Source organism: Nocardia amikacinitolerans NBRC 108937, assembly GCF_001612615.1.
GTDB classification, from domain to species: Bacteria; Actinomycetota; Actinomycetes; order Mycobacteriales; family Mycobacteriaceae; genus Nocardia; species Nocardia amikacinitolerans.
The window spans coordinates 14,242-30,415 of record NZ_BDAU01000034.1 but is presented as its reverse complement, the minus strand read 5'-3'; the positions used below and the strand labels follow the sequence as shown (position 1 = coordinate 30,415).

Annotated in this window: 16 protein-coding genes; 12 read left to right on the top strand and 4 right to left on the bottom strand. The window is 68.4% G+C overall.

All coding sequences use genetic code 11. The features are described from left to right. Nucleotides 1–87: 87 nt before the first annotated feature. The 5 genes from aroA to NAM01S_RS24855 all read left to right on the top strand — a co-directional run bounded on the left by aroA (nucleotide 88) and on the right by NAM01S_RS24855 (nucleotide 3,794). The gene (aroA, locus tag NAM01S_RS24875) at nucleotides 88–1,383 is read left to right on the top strand and encodes a 3-phosphoshikimate 1-carboxyvinyltransferase (protein ID WP_067789541.1); all 1,296 of its coding nucleotides are present in this window, start codon (nucleotides 88–90) and stop codon (nucleotides 1,381–1,383) included. Further along, nucleotides 1,380–2,381, top strand: coding sequence for a ribosome small subunit-dependent GTPase A (gene rsgA / locus NAM01S_RS24870; RefSeq protein WP_245910120.1), 1,002 nt, complete (start codon nucleotides 1,380–1,382; stop codon nucleotides 2,379–2,381). Before aroA ends, rsgA begins: the two co-directional genes overlap by 4 nt. A 47-nt stretch (nucleotides 2,382–2,428) precedes the next feature. Next, a complete protein-coding gene (locus tag NAM01S_RS24865) occupies nucleotides 2,429–2,707 on the top strand; it encodes a type II toxin-antitoxin system prevent-host-death family antitoxin (RefSeq protein ID WP_067789339.1) in 279 nt (92 codons plus the stop codon). Beyond that, nucleotides 2,704–2,967: a type II toxin-antitoxin system RelE family toxin gene (locus NAM01S_RS24860; RefSeq protein WP_067789337.1), complete on the top strand. Its 264-nt coding sequence runs from the start codon at nucleotides 2,704–2,706 to the stop codon at nucleotides 2,965–2,967. Before NAM01S_RS24865 ends, NAM01S_RS24860 begins: the two co-directional genes overlap by 4 nt. 71 nt (nucleotides 2,968–3,038) lie before the next feature. Beyond that, nucleotides 3,039–3,794 (top strand): aminoglycoside adenylyltransferase family protein, encoded by a 756-nt coding sequence (locus tag NAM01S_RS24855; protein ID WP_067789538.1) that lies wholly within the window; start codon nucleotides 3,039–3,041, stop codon nucleotides 3,792–3,794. A 59-nt stretch (nucleotides 3,795–3,853) separates the two neighbouring features. Here NAM01S_RS24855 and NAM01S_RS24850 read toward each other — a convergent pair whose 3' ends face one another. Further along, nucleotides 3,854–4,231 (bottom strand): YybH family protein, encoded by a 378-nt coding sequence (locus tag NAM01S_RS24850; protein WP_067789333.1) that lies wholly within the window; start codon nucleotides 4,229–4,231, stop codon nucleotides 3,854–3,856. A gap of 370 nt (nucleotides 4,232–4,601) precedes the next feature. On the opposite strand from NAM01S_RS24850, the gene NAM01S_RS24845 reads away from it, so the two are divergent. Further along, nucleotides 4,602–5,195 (top strand): DUF4352 domain-containing protein, encoded by a 594-nt coding sequence (locus NAM01S_RS24845; protein ID WP_067789331.1) that lies wholly within the window; start codon nucleotides 4,602–4,604, stop codon nucleotides 5,193–5,195. A gap of 55 nt (nucleotides 5,196–5,250) precedes the next feature. On the opposite strand, the gene secA is transcribed toward NAM01S_RS24845, so the two are convergent. Then, complete coding sequence (gene secA / locus NAM01S_RS24840) at nucleotides 5,251–8,097, bottom strand: preprotein translocase subunit SecA (RefSeq protein ID WP_067789328.1); 2,847 nt, start codon at nucleotides 8,095–8,097, stop codon at nucleotides 5,251–5,253. Nucleotides 8,098–8,605: 508 nt separating this feature from the next. Here secA and NAM01S_RS24835 point away from each other — a divergent pair. The 6 genes from NAM01S_RS24835 to bluB all read left to right on the top strand — a co-directional run bounded on the left by NAM01S_RS24835 (nucleotide 8,606) and on the right by bluB (nucleotide 15,475). Beyond that, nucleotides 8,606–10,027: a WS/DGAT/MGAT family O-acyltransferase gene (locus NAM01S_RS24835; protein WP_067789325.1), complete on the top strand. Its 1,422-nt coding sequence runs from the start codon at nucleotides 8,606–8,608 to the stop codon at nucleotides 10,025–10,027. A gap of 13 nt (nucleotides 10,028–10,040) precedes the next feature. Next, a complete protein-coding gene (locus tag NAM01S_RS24830) occupies nucleotides 10,041–10,589 on the top strand; it encodes a DUF6912 family protein (protein WP_067789322.1) in 549 nt (182 codons plus the stop codon). A gap of 107 nt (nucleotides 10,590–10,696) precedes the next feature. Beyond that, nucleotides 10,697–11,833 carry a ferredoxin reductase gene (locus NAM01S_RS24825; RefSeq protein ID WP_067789319.1) on the top strand — a complete coding sequence of 379 codons (1,137 nt, stop codon included), beginning with the start codon at nucleotides 10,697–10,699 and terminating at the stop codon, nucleotides 11,831–11,833. A gap of 106 nt (nucleotides 11,834–11,939) precedes the next feature. Then, the gene (locus NAM01S_RS24820; RefSeq protein ID WP_067789316.1) at nucleotides 11,940–13,379 is read left to right on the top strand and encodes a fatty acid desaturase; all 1,440 of its coding nucleotides are present in this window, start codon (nucleotides 11,940–11,942) and stop codon (nucleotides 13,377–13,379) included. 99 nt (nucleotides 13,380–13,478) lie between these two features. After that, nucleotides 13,479–14,753 (top strand): fatty acid desaturase family protein, encoded by a 1,275-nt coding sequence (locus NAM01S_RS24815; protein ID WP_067789314.1) that lies wholly within the window; start codon nucleotides 13,479–13,481, stop codon nucleotides 14,751–14,753. A 65-nt stretch (nucleotides 14,754–14,818) separates the two neighbouring features. Then, nucleotides 14,819–15,475, top strand: a complete 657-nt coding sequence (gene bluB, locus NAM01S_RS24810) for a 5,6-dimethylbenzimidazole synthase (RefSeq protein ID WP_174554856.1) — start codon at nucleotides 14,819–14,821, stop codon at nucleotides 15,473–15,475. Nucleotides 15,476–15,538: 63 nt separating this feature from the next. On the opposite strand, the gene NAM01S_RS24805 is transcribed toward bluB, so the two are convergent. Further along, nucleotides 15,539–15,838 carry a WXG100 family type VII secretion target gene (locus NAM01S_RS24805; RefSeq protein ID WP_067789312.1) on the bottom strand — a complete coding sequence of 100 codons (300 nt, stop codon included), beginning with the start codon at nucleotides 15,836–15,838 and terminating at the stop codon, nucleotides 15,539–15,541. Between the two features lie 4 nt (nucleotides 15,839–15,842). Then, entirely contained in the window at nucleotides 15,843–16,169 is a 327-nt protein-coding gene (locus tag NAM01S_RS24800) for a WXG100 family type VII secretion target (protein WP_067789311.1), read from the bottom strand. Nucleotides 16,170–16,174 lie beyond the last annotated feature (5 nt).

Here is a 16,174-nt window from a genome sequence, read left to right as displayed (position 1 = left end):
CCTTGCGGTTCGCGCGTACCACGCGGGCCGGTTCCGTACGACCCAATTCGGCCGCAGTTCGCGACCGCCGGTGTGTTCGGCGACGCGATGGGCCAAGATGGACTGGTGACTTTCTGGCCTGCGCCCCACGTCGATGTCCCGGTACACGCGACCGTCACCCTGCCCGGATCCAAATCCATCACCAATCGCGCCTTGATCCTCGCCGCGCTCGCCGACGGGCCGTCCACGATCACGGGGGCGCTGCGCAGCCGCGACACCGATCTGATGATCGCGGCCCTGCGGGCGCTCGGCACGAGCATCTCCGGTGACGCGGACACGCTGCACGTCACCCCGGCGAAGCTCGGCGGCGGCACGGTCGACTGCGGACTGGCGGGCACCGTGATGCGGTTCCTGCCGCCGGTGGCGGCGCTGGCGACCGGCGACGTGGCCTTCGACGGCGACGCGCAGGCCAGGGTGCGTCCGCTGCGCACCATCCTGGACGCGTTGCGCGGGCTCGGCGCCGACATCGACGGCGACGCGTTGCCGTTCACCGTGCACGGCAGGGGCGCGCTGCGCGGCGGCCCTGTCACCATCGACGCCTCCGGTTCCTCGCAGTTCGTCTCCGGGCTGCTGCTCTCGGCCGCGCGCTTCGACCAGGGACTGACCGTGCACCACGACGGCAAGGCCCTGCCGTCCATGCCGCACATCGAGATGACCGTGGAGATGCTGCGCCGCGCCGACGTTCGCGTGCAGGCGCCCGAGGACAGCCGCAAGGCGCAGACCTGGGTCGTCGAGCCCGGCCCGATCCGCGCCGTGGACTGGGACGTCGAGCCCGATCTGTCCAACGCAACGCCGTTCCTGGCCGCCGCGGCGGTCACCGGCGGCGAGGTGAAGATCCCGCACTGGCCGCGCCTGACCACCCAGCCCGGCGACGTGATCCGCGAGATCCTGGTGCGCATGGGCGCGGAGGCGCGCGTCTTCGACGGCATACTCACCGTGCGCGGCCCGGAACGACTGGCGGGCATCGACATCGACCTGCACGACGTAGGCGAGCTGACGCCGACCGTCGCCGCACTGGCCGCGCTGGCCGATTCCCCGTCCCTGCTGCGCGGCATCGCGCACCTGCGCGGGCACGAGACCGACCGACTCGCCGCGCTGTCCACCGAGATCAACCGCCTCGGCGGCAAGGTCAGCGAGACCGAGGACGGGCTGGAGATCGTGCCGACGCCGCTGCACGGCGGCGCATGGCACTCCTACGCCGACCACCGGATGGCCACCGCGGGCGCGATCCTCGGTCTGCGGGTGCCCGGCGTGGAGATCGAGGACATCGGCACCACCGCCAAGACGCTGCCGAACTTCGTGTCCCTGTGGGAGCACATGTTGAACGACGGAGCCGCACACTGAGCCGGCCACGTCGCTCCGCCGCGGGCTACGACGAATCCGATGTGCGGGTTCGTCCTGGCCGAAGTTCGCGCCCGCGCACCAAGACTCGTCCGCAGCACAACGACGCCGAGGCCGCGATGGTGGTCTCCGTCGACCGCGGCCGCTGGGGCTGCGTGCTCGGCGGCGACCCCGAACGGCGGATCGTGGCGATGCGGGCGCGGGAACTGGGCCGCACGCCGATCGTGGTCGGCGACCAGGTGGACGTCGTCGGCGATCTGTCCGGCAAGCCCGACACCCTGGCCCGCATCGTGCGCGTCGGCGATCGCCGAACGGTGTTGCGCCGCACCGCCGACGACACCGATCCCTTCGAGCGGATCGTGGTCGGCAACGCCGAGAAACTGTTCATCGTGGTGGCGCTGGCCGATCCGCCGCCGCGCACCGGGTTCGTCGAGCGGTGCATGGTCGCCGCGTATGTCGGTGGGCTGCAACCGGTTCTGTGCCTGACCAAGCACGATCTGGCCGCCGACTCCGAATTCGCCTCGGCCTTCGACGATCTCGATCTCACCATCGTCTACGGCGGCATCGACGATCCGCTCGAACCGACCCTCGACCTGCTGACCGACCATCTCACCGCGTTCATCGGCCACTCCGGCGTCGGCAAGTCAACCCTGGTGAATCGCCTTGTGCCGGACGCGGATCGGGCGGTCGGCGAGGTCTCCGGCGTCGGCAAGGGCAAGCACACCTCCACCCAGTCCATCGCGCTGTCGTTGCCGGGCGGCGGCTGGGTCATCGACACCCCGGGCGTGCGCTCCTTCGGCCTCGCGCACATCACGCCGGACGACGTCATCCTGGCCTTCAGCGACCTGGCCGAGGCGATCGAGGACTGCCCGCGCGGCTGCACCCACCTCGGCCCGCCCGCCGATCCGGAATGCGCGCTGGACGCGCTGCCGGAAAAAGAGCGCCGGGTCGCGGCCATCCGCCGATTGCTCGTCGCCTTGAATTCCAACGAGCCCTGGTAGCGCCGCGATCACCCCTTCGCGTACACGCCCGGGTGTACACTCCAAGTATGGACGACCAGCTCAGCATCCGCGAAGCCCGCGCCCAATTGCCCGCCGTCGTCAGCGCCGCGGCCCACGAGGGCCACGTCACCGTGATCACCCGCGCCGGAGAACCGGCCGCAGCAGTTATCCCGCTGTTCATGCTCGCCAAGCTCGAGGAATGGGAAGACGAGCAACTCGGCCGCATGGCCGATGCAGCGCTCGCCGAGGGTGGTGAGCCGGAGAACATCACGCTCGGCCAGATGATGGACGACATACTCGCAGCCGGACACGAAGGCGCGGCGTGAAATACGAGTTCTGCTGGACTCCGGCCGCGCGTCGCGCGCTCCGGACGATTCCGCAGCACGATGCCATGCGGCTCTTGGTCGCCCTGACATTGCTCGGCGACGATCCCTACCGCCGCGACGGAGTGGACGTCAAAGCCCTCACCGGTCGGCCCGGCTTTCGACTGCGCGTCGGCAACTATCGGCTGGTCTACGAGGTCGACGACGGCAAACTGATCATCCTCGTTGTCACCGCCGGCCACCGCCGCGACATCTACGAATAGTCACGTGCAGAGCGGCAGCGGCGCGCGTCGTCGGCCAGCCGCGTGCCGCGGGTGCGCCTACAGTGGAGCGGGTGACTCAGGAAGCCGCCGTCGCCGATCTGCTCCGCGCCGTGCTCGGGCCCCAGTTGCTCGGCGCCTATCGCCACGGTTCGGCGGCGCTCGGCGGGTTGCGGCCGCACAGCGATATCGATGTTCTCGTGGTCACCGATGGGCATTTGGAGACCGAGCAGCGGCGGGCGTTGGTCGACGGATTGCTCGCCGTTTCGGGCGATCCGCGCGTATCCGGGGCGCCGCGGCCCGTCGAACTCAGCACCGTCGCGCACACCGACGTGCGGCCGTGGCAGTATCCGCCAACCCTCGATTTCCAGTACGGCGAATGGCTGCGCGACGAGTACGAGCGCGGCGCGCTGCCCGTCGCCGCGCCGGACGCCGACCTCGCCGTCTTGATCACGATGACCCTCCAGGCCGACTCCCCACTGCTCGGGCCGCCTCCCGCCGAGCTCCTCGACCCCGTCCCGGCGGAGCATCTGCGCGGCGCGCTGCTCGACGGCATCCCCGATCTGCTGACCGAACTCGACAGCGACACGCGCAACGTCCTGCTCCGGCTGGCCCGGGTCTGGATGACGTTGGAAACCGGCGAGATTCGTGCCAAATCCGAGGCCGCGAGCTGGGCCATCGACCGCCTCCCCGACGAACACCGCCCGGCGCTCGCCCACGCCCGCGCCGTCTACTTGGGCGACGCCGCCGACACGTGGGCCGACCGCCTGCCGCAGGCGCACGACACCGCCGCCGCCCTCGCAGGCGAAATACTCCAGTACAGCGCGTGAATCGCGCGTTCGCTGTGAAACTCGTTCGGCACTGAAGTGGCCCGTTGGCGCGGGTGTGGTCAGTGACCGTCGGGTTGTCCCGGCGCGAACGGCCACTCCTCGAAGTGGATACAGCGGCCGGAATCGTCGAAGCGGATGATCCACAGGTCGCGCCAGCGGGAGGGGTCGTCGCGCTCGTATTCGACCGCCACCCTGACCACCGCGGTGTCGCCATCGACCGCGACGAGGTCGGAGGTCATGGTGAAGGGCTCGTCGGCTCCGTCCCTGCCCCGTTCCCAGAACTCGGCTAGCGCGGGCATACCGACGATCGGGCTCGCCCAGGGTGACACCACGTAGTCGGCGTCGGCGGCGAACAGTTCGGCGAGTACGTCGGTGCCCGGTGTGCGCCAAGCCCGTTCGTAGGCCGCCACCCACGCGCGAACAGCATCGCGATCCATGGCCCGGACGCTACTCCTCCGATCGGCCATCTCCCGTGAACTCGCATCCGAGTGCCCTCGAGCGATTCCGTGGCAGCCACCCGGTTTCCCGAGCTGTACCGAAACGGCGTCCCGCCGCCAACGGCGTGTCCAGACCATGATCAGGACAGTCACCGAACGGTCCCCCTAACACCTGCCCGAAAAAGCCCTCGGTCCAGCACTTTCGGCTAACCTCCAGACTTCCACCGGGGGACTTCGGCTAAACCTCGAACCGCCCGGCGCGAACCGTCGCTCCCGACGGCACGCCATCGAACCGCCGCGCATTTCCGTGCTGTCGCGTGCGGCAGCCCCAGCACCGCGCTCGCCCCGCAGTCGAGAAAGGAATACCGGCATGACCAATCCACAGACGCCCCAACAACCGTGGGCAGGCCAGAGTCCGCACTACCCGCCGCCGCCGAAGAAGAAGCGGGCGGTGTGGCCGTGGGTGCTCGGCGGGTTCTTCGCGTTCGTGCTGCTGCTGTTCGGCGGATGCGTCGCGCTGTTGAGCAGCGCGGCCGACGAAGTCGCCGAGAGCACGGAGAAGCGGACCTCCACGGCCCCCGCGGGTTCCGAGGTGCGCGACGGCAAATTCGGTTTCGTCGTCACCCGCGTCGAACGCCCGGTCGCCTCCGTCGGCGACAACGAATTCCTCAAGAAGGACGCCCAGGGCGAATTCATCCTGGTGTACGTCGACGTCAGCAACACCGGCGACCGACCGCAGACCTACTTCGGCGACAACCAGAAACTCGTCGACGCCCAAGGCCGCCTCTACAGCAACGACACCGCCGCCGAGGTGAACCTCAACAAGAACCTGGTCACCGAAATCAACCCCGGCAACCGAATTTCCGTCGTCCTCGCCTTCGACGTCCCCAAGGGCACCACCCCCACCGCCATCGAATTCCACGACTCCGCCTTCTCCGGCGGCGCCCGCGTCGCCCTCGGGTGACGCAGAAACAACGAAGGCACCCAGGAAACCCTGGGCGCCTTCGTTGTTCGAGCTGTCAGTGCCTGCGGCGCGACTTCGGTCCGCGCTTGCCCTTGCTCTCGGCGCGCGCCGCTTCGCGACGCTCCCGGCGGGTGGCGTGGGCGCCGGGTTCGGAGCCGTATTCCTCGGCGTCGCTGTGGACTTCGGCGCCGCCGCGTTCGCCGGGGCCCGAGTAGCTGAAGCCGCGGGTGGTGCGCTCGTCGATGCCCTTGGCGCGCAAGGCGGCCGGGGCGCCGTTGGCGGTGGGGGCGGCCTGCTGGGTGGGCAGCGGGGCCGGAGCGCCGGACATGGCGCCGACCGGGGAACGCAGGCCAGGGTCGACGGCGACGCCCGCGGGCTGCGGCTGCTGCACCTCGACCTGGAGGTTGAACAGGAAGCCGACCGACTCCTCCTTCAGGCCCTCGAGCATCGCGGCGAACATGTCGAAGCCTTCGCGCTGGTATTCGACCAGCGGATCGCGCTGCGCCATGGCGCGCAGGCCGATGCCCTCCTTGAGGTAGTCCATCTCGTAGAGGTGCTCGCGCCACTTGCGGTCGAGCACCGAAAGCAGCACCTGCCGTTCGAGATTCCGCATCGAGCCCTCGCCTGCCAGGCCGTCGATCTCCTGCTCGCGCTTCTCGTAGGCGTCGTGCGCGTCGTCGAGCAGGGCGTCGAGCAGTTCGTCGCGGGTCAGGTCGCCCGCCTCGCCGATGCCGGTCTCACCGGTCAGCTCCTTGTAGTCGACGCCGACCGGGTAGAGGGTCTTCAACGCGGTCCACAGCTTGTCCAGATCCCAGTCCTCGACGTAGCCCTCGGCGGTGGCGCCGTCGACGTACGCGGTGATCACGTCGGTGATCATGTTCTGGACCTGGCCCTCCATGTCCTCACCGCGCAGGATCCGGTTGCGCTCGCCGTAGATGACGGTGCGCTGCTGGTTCATCACCTCGTCGTACTTGAGGACGTTCTTGCGGATCTCGAAGTTCTGCTGCTCGACCTGGGTCTGCGCGCTCTTGATGGCCTTGGAGACCATCTTGGCCTCGATCGGCACGTCGTCGGGCAGGTTGAGCCGGGTCATGATCGCCTCGAGCGCCGCGCCGTTGAAGCGCCGCATCAGCTCGTCGCCCAGCGACAGGTAGAAGCGGGACTCGCCGGGATCGCCCTGACGGCCGGAGCGACCGCGCAGCTGGTTGTCGATGCGCCGGGACTCGTGGCGCTCGGTGCCGAGCACGTACAGACCACCGGCGTCGCGGACCGCCTCGGCGTCCTCCTCGGTCTGCTGCTTGACCTGTTCGAGGGTCGGATGCCAGGCGGCCTCGTACTCCTCCTGCGTCTCGACCGGGTCGAGGCCCTGCTTGCGCAGCAGGATGTCGGCGATGATGTCCGGGTTGCCGCCGAGCACGATGTCGGTACCGCGGCCCGCCATGTTGGTGGCGACCGTGACCGCGCCAGGCCGACCGGCCTCGGCGATGATCTCGGCTTCCTTCTCGTGGAACTTCGCGTTCAGCACGTTGTGCGGGATGCCGCGCCTGGTGAACTGCTTGGACAGGTACTCCGAGCGCTCGACGCTCGTGGTGCCGATCAGCACCGGCTGGCCCTTCTCGTGCCGCTCGGTGACGTCGTCGACCACGGCGGCGAACTTGGCCTCTTCGGTCTTGTAGATCAGGTCCGACTGGTCGGCGCGCACCATGGGCTTGTTCGTCGGGATCGGCACGACGCCGAGGCCGTAGATCTGGTGCAGCTCGGCCGCCTCGGTCTCGGCGGTACCGGTCATGCCGGAGAGCTTGTCGTAGAGGCGGAAGTAGTTCTGCAGCGTGATGGTGGCCAGCGTCTGGTTCTCCGGCTGGATCTCGACGCCTTCCTTGGCCTCGATCGCCTGGTGCATGCCCTCGTTGTAGCGGCGGCCGACCAGGATGCGTCCGGTGAACTCGTCGACGATGATGACCTCGCCGTCGCGGACGATGTAGTCCTTGTCGCGCTGGTAGAGCTCCTTGGCCTTGATGGCGTTGTTCAGGTAGCTGACCAGCGGCGAGTTGGCGGCCTCGTACAGGTTGTCGATGCCGAGCTGGTCCTCGACGAACTCCACGCCCGCCTCGTGCACGCCGATGGTGCGCTTCTTGATGTCGACCTCGTAGTGCAGGTCCTTCTTCAGCAGCGGCGCGATGCGCGCGAACTCGGCGTACCACTTCGAGGAGGCGTCGGCCGGACCCGAGATGATCAGCGGCGTGCGGGCCTCGTCGATGAGGATGGAGTCGACCTCGTCGACCACGGCGAAGTTGTGGCCGCGCTGGACCAGGTCGTCCAGCGAGTGCGTCATGTTGTCGCGCAGGTAGTCGAAGCCGAACTCGTTGTTGGTGCCGTAGGTGATGTCGGCGTGGTAGGCGGCGCGGCGCTGGGCCGGGCTCATACCGCCGAGGATGACGCCGACCTCGAGACCGAGGAAGCGGTGTACGCGGCCCATCCACTCCGCGTCGCGCTTGGCCAGGTAGTCGTTGACCGTGACGACGTGCACGCCTTCGCCGGACAGCGCGTTCAGGTACGCGGGAAGCACACAGGTCAGGGTCTTGCCCTCACCGGTCTTCATCTCGGCGATGTTGCCGAGGTGCAGCGCGGCGCCACCCATCACCTGGACCTTGTAGTGCTTCTGGTTGAGCACCCGCCAGGACGCCTCACGCGCCACCGCGAACGCCTCGAGCAGCAGGTCGTCGAGGCTCTCGCCGTCGGCGTAACGCTCCTTGAACTCGTCGGTCTTCGCGCGCAGCTCGGCGTCGCTGAGCTGCTCGTACTCCGCGTCGAGCGCGAGGACCTCGTCGGCGAGATGAGCGAGCCGCTTGACGGTGCGACCCTCACCAATCCGTAGCAACCTCGTCAGTGTCAGCGCAGGCACGGGTCTCGTCAGTCCTCTGGTCGGTGTGTCAAATGTTTCGGCCCCCACAACCTCCGCCGGGCACGGCGGAAGCCGCAGCACCCCTCATGGTAATGCCGCGACCATGCTGAGCGCGGGTGACCAGCGTCGTATCACGTCGCACGGCATCGCCGCAGCGGTCGCGTGGCGTCGCTTCTCACCGTACTCGCCTCGCGTCGCGCGCGATGCCCGCAGCGGCCGCGGACCTGGGACTCGGCGACCCGTCGCGCCGGTCCCTTCGGCGAACCGCCGGTGAATCCCGCTGGAGCCGAACCGCTTCGAACGCAGGTGCCATACGATGGCAGACGTCCGGCGCGCCGTCGGCGGCGTGCGATCGGACCGAACGTTCCCGCAACACCCCGGCACGCGGACGGGCAAGAGCAGTGCGGCTCGTGTTTTTTCGCTGGATATGCCACAGGATCCCCCACCTTTCAGTTGTCGCGAACGACAATGAAGCGGGGACACGGCATCGGAAGGAGCACCGGGCAGCGTGATCACGCGTTTGACGCCGCAGGACGCGGCGTTCTATCGGCTCGAGTCGAGCAGCAATCCGATCCACATCGGCTCGCTCGCGATCGTCCGCAACGCCGACGACGGCCATCTCGACGGCGAACCGGCCCTCGACTACGACCGCCTGGTCGATCTCGCGGAGAGCAGGCTCTCGCTTGTCCCGCGCTACCGGCGCAAGGTGCGCGAGATCCCGTTCGCGCTCGGCAGGCCGGTGTGGGTGGAGGACAGCCGCTTCGACATCACCTATCACATCCGCCGCTCCGCGCTGCCGAGTCCGGGCACCGACGAGCAGCTGCACGACCTGGTCGCGCGGCTGGCCTCGCGACCGCTCGACCAGAGCAAACCGCTGTGGGAGATGTATCTGATCGAGGGACTCACCGAGGGCCGCTGCGCGATCTTCACCAAGACCCACTCGGCGCTGGTCGACGGCGCGAGCGCGCTGGAGATCGGACACGTCATCCTGGACAACAGCCCCTCGCCGCGCGGTCTCGCCGACGACTCCTGGGTCGCGCCGCGCGAACCCACCGACGTGGAACTGCTTGTCGGCGCGCTCACTCATCTGGCTGCCCAGCCGCGCGAGGCGCTGGAGGTGGCGCGCGACGCGAGCGCCGACGCCTTCGCGATGATCGGCGCCGCGGGTCGCGCGGTCGACTCGGTCGTCTCGGCGGTGCGCACCGCGGCCATCGGCGCACCGGACAGCCCGCTCAACGCGCGCACCTCGCGCAGCCGCCGCTTCGACGTGGTGCGCACCGACCTCGGTGACTACCGCAAGATCCGTCAGCGCTTCGGCTGCTCGACCAACGACGCGATTCTCGCCGTGGTCACCGGCGCGCTACGGAACTGGCTGCTGTCCCGCGGCGAGGCGCTGATCGAATCGACCACGCTGCGCGCGGTGGTGCCCATGTCGGTCTACGTGGAGGGACCGGACCACGATCGGCTCGAGCCCGCGAGCGAGGTGTCCTCGTTCCTGTTGGATCTGCCGGTAGGCGAGCCCAATCCGGTGATCCGGCTCTCGCACATCGCGCACGCCACCGAGGCCAACAGCAGGGCGCGGCGCGGGGTGCGGGCGCGCACGCTGGTGCACATGGCCGGTTTCGCTCCGGCCAGCCTGCATGCGATGAGCGTGCGGGCGGCGAGTACGTTCGCAGAGCACACGTTCAACTTGGTGATCACCAACGCGCCGGGTCCGCAGACGCCGATGTACATCGGCGGCGCGCGGATGCTGGAGATGTATCCGGTGTCGCCGCTGCTGCGCAATCAGGCCTCGAGCATCGGGATCACGTCCTACGACGGACGCGTCTTCTACGGACTCAACGCCGACCGCGACGCGATGGCCGACATCGAGGTGCTGGCCGCCGCGGTGCACGAGTCCATGGAGGAGATGCTCGGTGCCTGCGTCTGATCAGAAGAACACCATGCGGGTGTACGTGCCCGCGACGGTGCCGATGCTGCGCGAGCTGGTCGCCGAGCGGGAGCTGTTCCCGATCGGCGGCACCGCGTTCGCGGTCACCCCGGCGCTGCGCGAGGCCTACGCCTCCGGCGACGACGAGGAGCTGGCCGAGGTCGCCATGGCCGAGGCCGCCCGCGCCTCGCTGCGCCTGCTCGCCGCCGAGCGCGAGGCGATCGTCGAGGACATCGAGGACGGCGAACCCGCTGCCGCGCGACCGTCCGGCGGTCCTGTGTACCGGCGGGCCGTGATCGCCGCGGACGTCGTCGGCGCCAAACTGCGGCCCGACCTCGACGACGCGGTGGTCAAGCTCGCGGGTCCAATCGGCTACGACCGGATCGCGTCGATCCACGTCGACCTGGCCGAGGCCGAACCCGAGGTGGCCAAGGCGGTGGACGTCGTCGACGCGGCCGATCTCGGCGACCCCGACGCGGAGTTCGTGCTCGGCGACGCCGAGGACCACCAGCTCGCCTGGTACGCGGCACAGGAACTGCCGTTCCTGCTCGACCTGCTCTGAGGCGTCGGGTCGCGGTCGGAGCTGCCCGCTAACCTACGATGCCGTAACCTAGCCGAGAGCGACCCCGACGGCGGTCGCCACCTCGACAGAAAGACGAAACGGCACCGATGGTCTTCAAGAATGTCCGGGACTGGCTCGAAGCGCCCGCGGCGAGCGTCGCCGACCGCGGCGGTCGGCTCAACGTGTTGCGCGGGGCCGTCGCCCGGGTGACCACACCGCTGCTGCCCGACGACTACCTGCACCTGGCCAACCCGCTGTGGTCGGCGCGCGAGCTGCGCGGCCGGATCGTCGACGTGCGCAAGGAGACCGCCGATTCGGCGACCCTGGTGATCAAGCCGGGCTGGGGCTTCGACTTCAAGTTCCAGCCGGGCCAGTACATCGGCATCGGCCTGCTGGTCGACGGCCGCTGGCACTGGCGGTCCTACTCGCTGACCTGCCCGCCGGACTGGAACGCCCCCGAGCACGGCGGCAAGCGCCTGATCTCCATCGCCGTGAAGGCGATGCCGGAGGGCTTCCTGTCCAGCCACATCGTCGGCGGGGTCAAGCCGGGCACGATCGTCCGGTTGCAGGCGCCGCAGGGCGGGTTCGTGCTGCCCTACCCGCCGCCCGCCAAGGTGCTGTTCCTCACCGCGGGCAGCGGCATCACGCCGGTGATGTCGATGCTGCGCGCGATGGACCGGCGCGGCTCGGTCTCCGACGTCGTGCACCTGCATTCCGCGCGCACCGCCGAGGACGTGATGTTCGGCGACGAGCTGCGCGCGCTGCACGACCGGCACCCGAGTTTCCAGTCGCACCTGCACCTGACCGGCGAGCACGGCAAGTTCAAGCTCGCCGACTTGGACCAGAAGTTCCCGGACTGGCGGGAACGCGACACCTGGGCCTGCGGCCCGGCCGCCATGCTGGACGAGATCGAACAGCACTGGCGGGAGGCCGGTCTGGCCGACCGCCTGCACGTGGAGCGGTTCGAGATCGAGCGCTCGGCGGTCGGCGAGGGCGGCACCGTCAGCTTCGGCAAGAGCGGCCGCAGCGTCACGGTCGACGGCGCGACCAGCCTGCTGGAGGCCGGCGAGTCGGTCGGGGTTCAGATGCCGTTCGGCTGCCGGATGGGCATCTGCCAGACGTGTGTGGTGACCTTGAGTTCCGGACACACACGGGACCTGAGAAACGGCGACGAGCGCCGCGAGGGCGACAAGGTGCAGACCTGTATCTCCGCCGCCGCGGGTGACTGCACGCTGGACGTGTGATCTGCCGGATCGGTACGTCCGCGCGGTGCGCACCCGCGGACCACACCGATACCGCATCGGACACGGGTACCCTCGACCCCATCAGTCGAGCAGAGAAGGGACTCCGGTGGCCATCACCGATATCCAGACGTTCTCCCACCTCACGGCCGCCGATATCGAGACCCTGGGGCAGGAACTCGACAGCATCCGGCGTTCCGTCGAACTCTCCCGCGGCGAACGCGACGCGAAGTACATCCGCCGCACCATCGCGGCCCAGCGCGGCCTCGAGGTCGCCGGGCGCGCGGTGCTCTTCGGCAGCCGCAACCGCTGGGCCTGGCTCGCAGGCACCGCGCTGCTCTCGGTCGCCAAGATCATCGAGAACATGGAGCTCGGGCACAACATCAGCCACGGGCAGTGGGACTGGATGAACGATCCGGAGATCCACTCCACCACCTGGGAGTGGGACCAGACGGGTCCGTCGTCGCAGTGGCGGCGCGCGCACAACTACTCGCACCACACCTACACCAACGTCCTCGGCAAGGACGAGGACCTCGGCTTCGGCATCCTGCGGATGACCCGCGACGAGGAGTGGCGCCCGATCCACCTGGTGCAGCCGCTGGCCAACCTGCTGCTGGCCGCCACCTTCGAGTGGGGCATCGCGCTGCACGATTGGAGCATCGAGAAGGAGCTGACGAATACTCCGAGGCGGGAATTGCTGTCGGCGCCGAACCGGGAGTTCGCCCGCAAGATCGCGCGCCAGGTGAGCAAGGACTTCCTGCTCTACCCCGCGCTGACCGGACCGGCGTGGAAGTCGACGCTGAAGGCCAACGCCACCGCCAACCTGGTGCGCAACCTCTGGGCCTACGCCGTGATCTTCTGCGGTCACTTCCCCGACGGCGCCGAGAAGTTCACCATCGAGCAGCTCGAGGGCGAGACGCAGGCCGAGTGGTACCTACGCCAGATGCTCGGTAGCGCCAACTTCAAGGCCGGGCCCGCGATGGCTTTCATGAGCGGCAACCTCTGCTACCAGATCGAGCACCACCTGTTCCCCGACCTGCCGAGCAACCGGTACCCGGAGGTCGCCCAACGGGTGCGCGAACTCTGCGACAAGTACGACCTGCCCTACACCACGGGCTCGCTCGGCAAGCAGTACCTGCTCGCCTTCCGCACCATCCACAAGCTGGCGCTGCCGGACCGGTTCCTGAAGCGCACCGCCGACGACGCGCCGGAGACCTCCTCGGAGCGCAAGTTCGCGGGCATCACGCTGCCGAACACCGAGCGCTGGGCCGACAACAACTCGGTGTTGACCGATCCCGAGACCGGGCAGCGGCGCGGTCTGCGTTCGGCGTTGCACGAGGCCAAGATTGTGCTCGAGGAGAAGGCGCGGCACGAGAAAGAGGTGTTGCGCGAGGCCAAGCGAGCGCTGAAGGACAAGGCGCGCCAGGAGAAGGAGCTGCTGCGCGAGGCCAAGAACGCCCTCCAAGAGAAGGCGCGCGTCGAGCAGGCCGCGCTGCGGCAGAAGACCGAGCGAGCCAAAGGTTTTCGCCTGCGCCTGCGGCGCGCCTGATATAACATCCGGCCGCCACGTTCGCAATGCGAGATTTGCCACGGTAGCGACGCGATTCTCGCAACCTACGGTGTCGTAACTTACGGTACTGTAACCCCCATGGCGATCTCGGATGTCAAGGAATACGCGCACCTCACCGCCGCGGATGTGGAGGCGTTGGGCGCGGAATTCGACGCGATCCGGCGGGAAATCGAATCCTCGCGCGGCGAATCGGACGCGCGGTACATCCGCAATGTCATCAGGCTGCAGCGCGCGCTGGAGATCAGCGGGCGCGCGGTCCTGTACGCCGGTTTCCTTCCGCCCGCCTGGCTCGCCGGCGTAGCCCTGCTCGGCACCGCCAAGATCATCGAGAACATGGAGATCGGGCACAACGTCATGCACGGGCAGTGGGACTGGATGAACGATCCGGAGATCCACTCCAGCTCGTGGGAGTGGGACAACACCGGCCCGTCCAAGCACTGGAAGCACACGCACAACTACCTGCACCACAAGTACACCAACGTCCTCGGCATGGACGACGACATCGGCTACGGCCTGCTGCGGGTCACCCGTGACCAGCGCTGGAAGCCGTTCAACATCGGCAACCCGATCTACAACCTGCTGCTGCAGCTGTTCTTCGAGTACGGCGTCGCGATCCAGCACCTGGAGCTCGGCAAGCTGGCCGCGGGCCGATACAAGCCGGGCACCCCCGAGCGCGCCGAGTTCGAGCGCAAGCGCAGCGAGGTGCTGAACAAGGTCGGTAAGCAGGCGCTCAAGGACTACGTGGTCTTCCCGGCGCTCACCGGTCCCCTGTTCTTCTCCACGCTCACCGCGAACTTGGCCGCCAACATGATTCGCAACGTCTGGTCCAACGCGGTGATCTTCTGCGGCCACTTCCCCGACGGCGCGGAGAAATTCACCAAGGCCGACATCGACGGCGAGACCCAGGCCGAGTGGTACCTGCGCCAGATGCTCGGCAGCGCCAACATCTCCGGCGGCCCGATCATGCACTTCATGACCGGCAACCTGAGCCACCAGATCGAACACCACCTGTTCCCCGATCTGCCGAGCAACCGGTACGCCGACATCGCGGTGCGCGTGCGCGCGCTCTGCGACAAGTACGACCTGCCCTACACCACGGGATCGCTTCCCGTGCAGTACTTCAAGGCGTGGCGCACCATCCTCAAGCTCGCGCTGCCGAACAAGTACCTGCGCCACACCGCCGACGACGCCCCGGAAACCGCCTCGGAGCGGAGGTTCGGCGGCAACGCCGTCGCCACCATCGACCCGATCACCGGCAAGCGGCGCGGGTTGCGCACCGCGCTCGCCGAGGGCAAGCGCCGGTTTGTACGGCGCACGGCGCGGCCAGAGCCCGCACTCCAGCTCGCGAAGTAGGCGGATCTCGAGCACAGCGGACCGGCGGGTGTGGACCCGCCGGTCCGTTTTGGTTGACTGAGGCGGTGAGTGCTGATCGCCTGAGTGTCTACGAGGCCATTCGGTTGCGTCGCGATGTGCGCGCCGAATTCACCGGGGAGCCGGTCGACGAGGACACACTGTGGCGGATTCTGGACGCCGCGCATCGGGCGCCGAGCGTCGGCAATTCGCAGCCGTGGGATTTCGTCGTGGTGCGTGAGCCGGGCACGCTGCGCCGGTTCGCCGATCATGTCGCGGGCAAGCGTGTGGAGTTCCGCGACGCCCTACCGCCGGAACGGGCAACGACTTTCGAGCCGATCAAGATCGAGGGCATCGTGGAGAGCGGCACCGGCGTCGTCGTCGGCTACGACCACGACCGCGGCGGACCGCAGGTGCTCGGCCGCGCGACCGTCCCCGAAACCGGCGTCTACTCCACGGTTCTCGCGATCCAGAACCTCTGGCTCGCCGCCACCGCCGAGGGCATCGGCGTCGGCTGGGTGTCCTTCTACGACCCGGAATTCCTCGCCGAATTGGTCGGCCTACCGCCCGGCATCCGTCCCGTCGCGTGGCTCTGCGTCGGCCCGGTCCACGAATTCCAAACGGTCCCAGACCTCGAGCGCTACGGCTGGCGCACCGGCCGCCCGCTGTCCGAAGCGGTGCACCGCGAAACGTTCGGCGCGCACACCACCGACCACCGCCCATGACCGAATGTCACCTCTACCAAGCCGAATTCGGTGAAGGTGACGTTCGGTCGGGTGTTCGTGTCGTCAGCGGAACATTTTCCCATTGGCATCGTTCGCGCCCTGGTAAGCGGCTCTGGCCGTGGCGATCCGCTGCCGAATCTCTTCGAGATGGCGCAGGACCTCCCTGGCGCGGCCGGTCCAATCGGACTGACTGGTCTGGTAGGCATCGGCCGCGGCACCGCGCCATTGCGCCGACGTGGCGCCTACGATGCGGTCGACCGCGTCGACCTGATCGCGGTAGAAGTCGACGAAGCCCGCGAGGCGGCGCTCGAGATTCTCCAACGCCTCCAGGTCGATCGAGTAACCGGCTGAATTGTCACTCATCTGGTCACATCGGAAGATCCAGCGAACTCGACGCGCCTTGGATGGTCGCCGATGTCGCGCTGTCGGTATCGGTCAGCAAGTCCACGGCCTGCGGTACACGCGCCACGATCTCGCGACCATCGGCCAGCACCTTCTCCGCCTCCGACCGCACCGCCTCGTAGTGCGAACGGAAGCGCTCGGCGGCGGTTCCCGACCAGCCATCCGCCAGGAGCGCCTCGATGTCGGCGACGATCGAACTCAATCCTGATTCGAGCGACTGATGGATGCCGTTCATCGACCTGAGCGTTGCGGTCATTCCGGCGGGATCGAGGAAGAAGTTCTCATTCGACATTTGTC

Bases quoted from the DNA above. Each gene is read 5' to 3' on its own strand.
- aroA (WP_067789541.1), top strand. From the start codon at position 88: ATGGGCCAAGATGGACTGGTGACTTTCTGGCCTGCGCCCCACGTCGAT.
- NAM01S_RS24865 (WP_067789339.1), top strand. From the start codon at position 2,429: ATGGACGACCAGCTCAGCATCCGCGAAGCCCGCGCCCAATTGCCCGCC.
- NAM01S_RS24850 (WP_067789333.1), bottom strand. From the start codon at position 4,231: ATGGATCGCGATGCTGTTCGCGCGTGGGTGGCGGCCTACGAACGGGCT.
- NAM01S_RS24845 (WP_067789331.1), top strand. From the start codon at position 4,602: ATGACCAATCCACAGACGCCCCAACAACCGTGGGCAGGCCAGAGTCCG.
- NAM01S_RS24830 (WP_067789322.1), top strand. From the start codon at position 10,041: ATGCGGGTGTACGTGCCCGCGACGGTGCCGATGCTGCGCGAGCTGGTC.
- NAM01S_RS24825 (WP_067789319.1), top strand. From the start codon at position 10,697: ATGGTCTTCAAGAATGTCCGGGACTGGCTCGAAGCGCCCGCGGCGAGC.
- NAM01S_RS24815 (WP_067789314.1), top strand. From the start codon at position 13,479: ATGGCGATCTCGGATGTCAAGGAATACGCGCACCTCACCGCCGCGGAT.
- NAM01S_RS24805 (WP_067789312.1), bottom strand. From the start codon at position 15,838: ATGAGTGACAATTCAGCCGGTTACTCGATCGACCTGGAGGCGTTGGAG.
- NAM01S_RS24800 (WP_067789311.1), bottom strand. From the start codon at position 16,169: ATGTCGAATGAGAACTTCTTCCTCGATCCCGCCGGAATGACCGCAACG.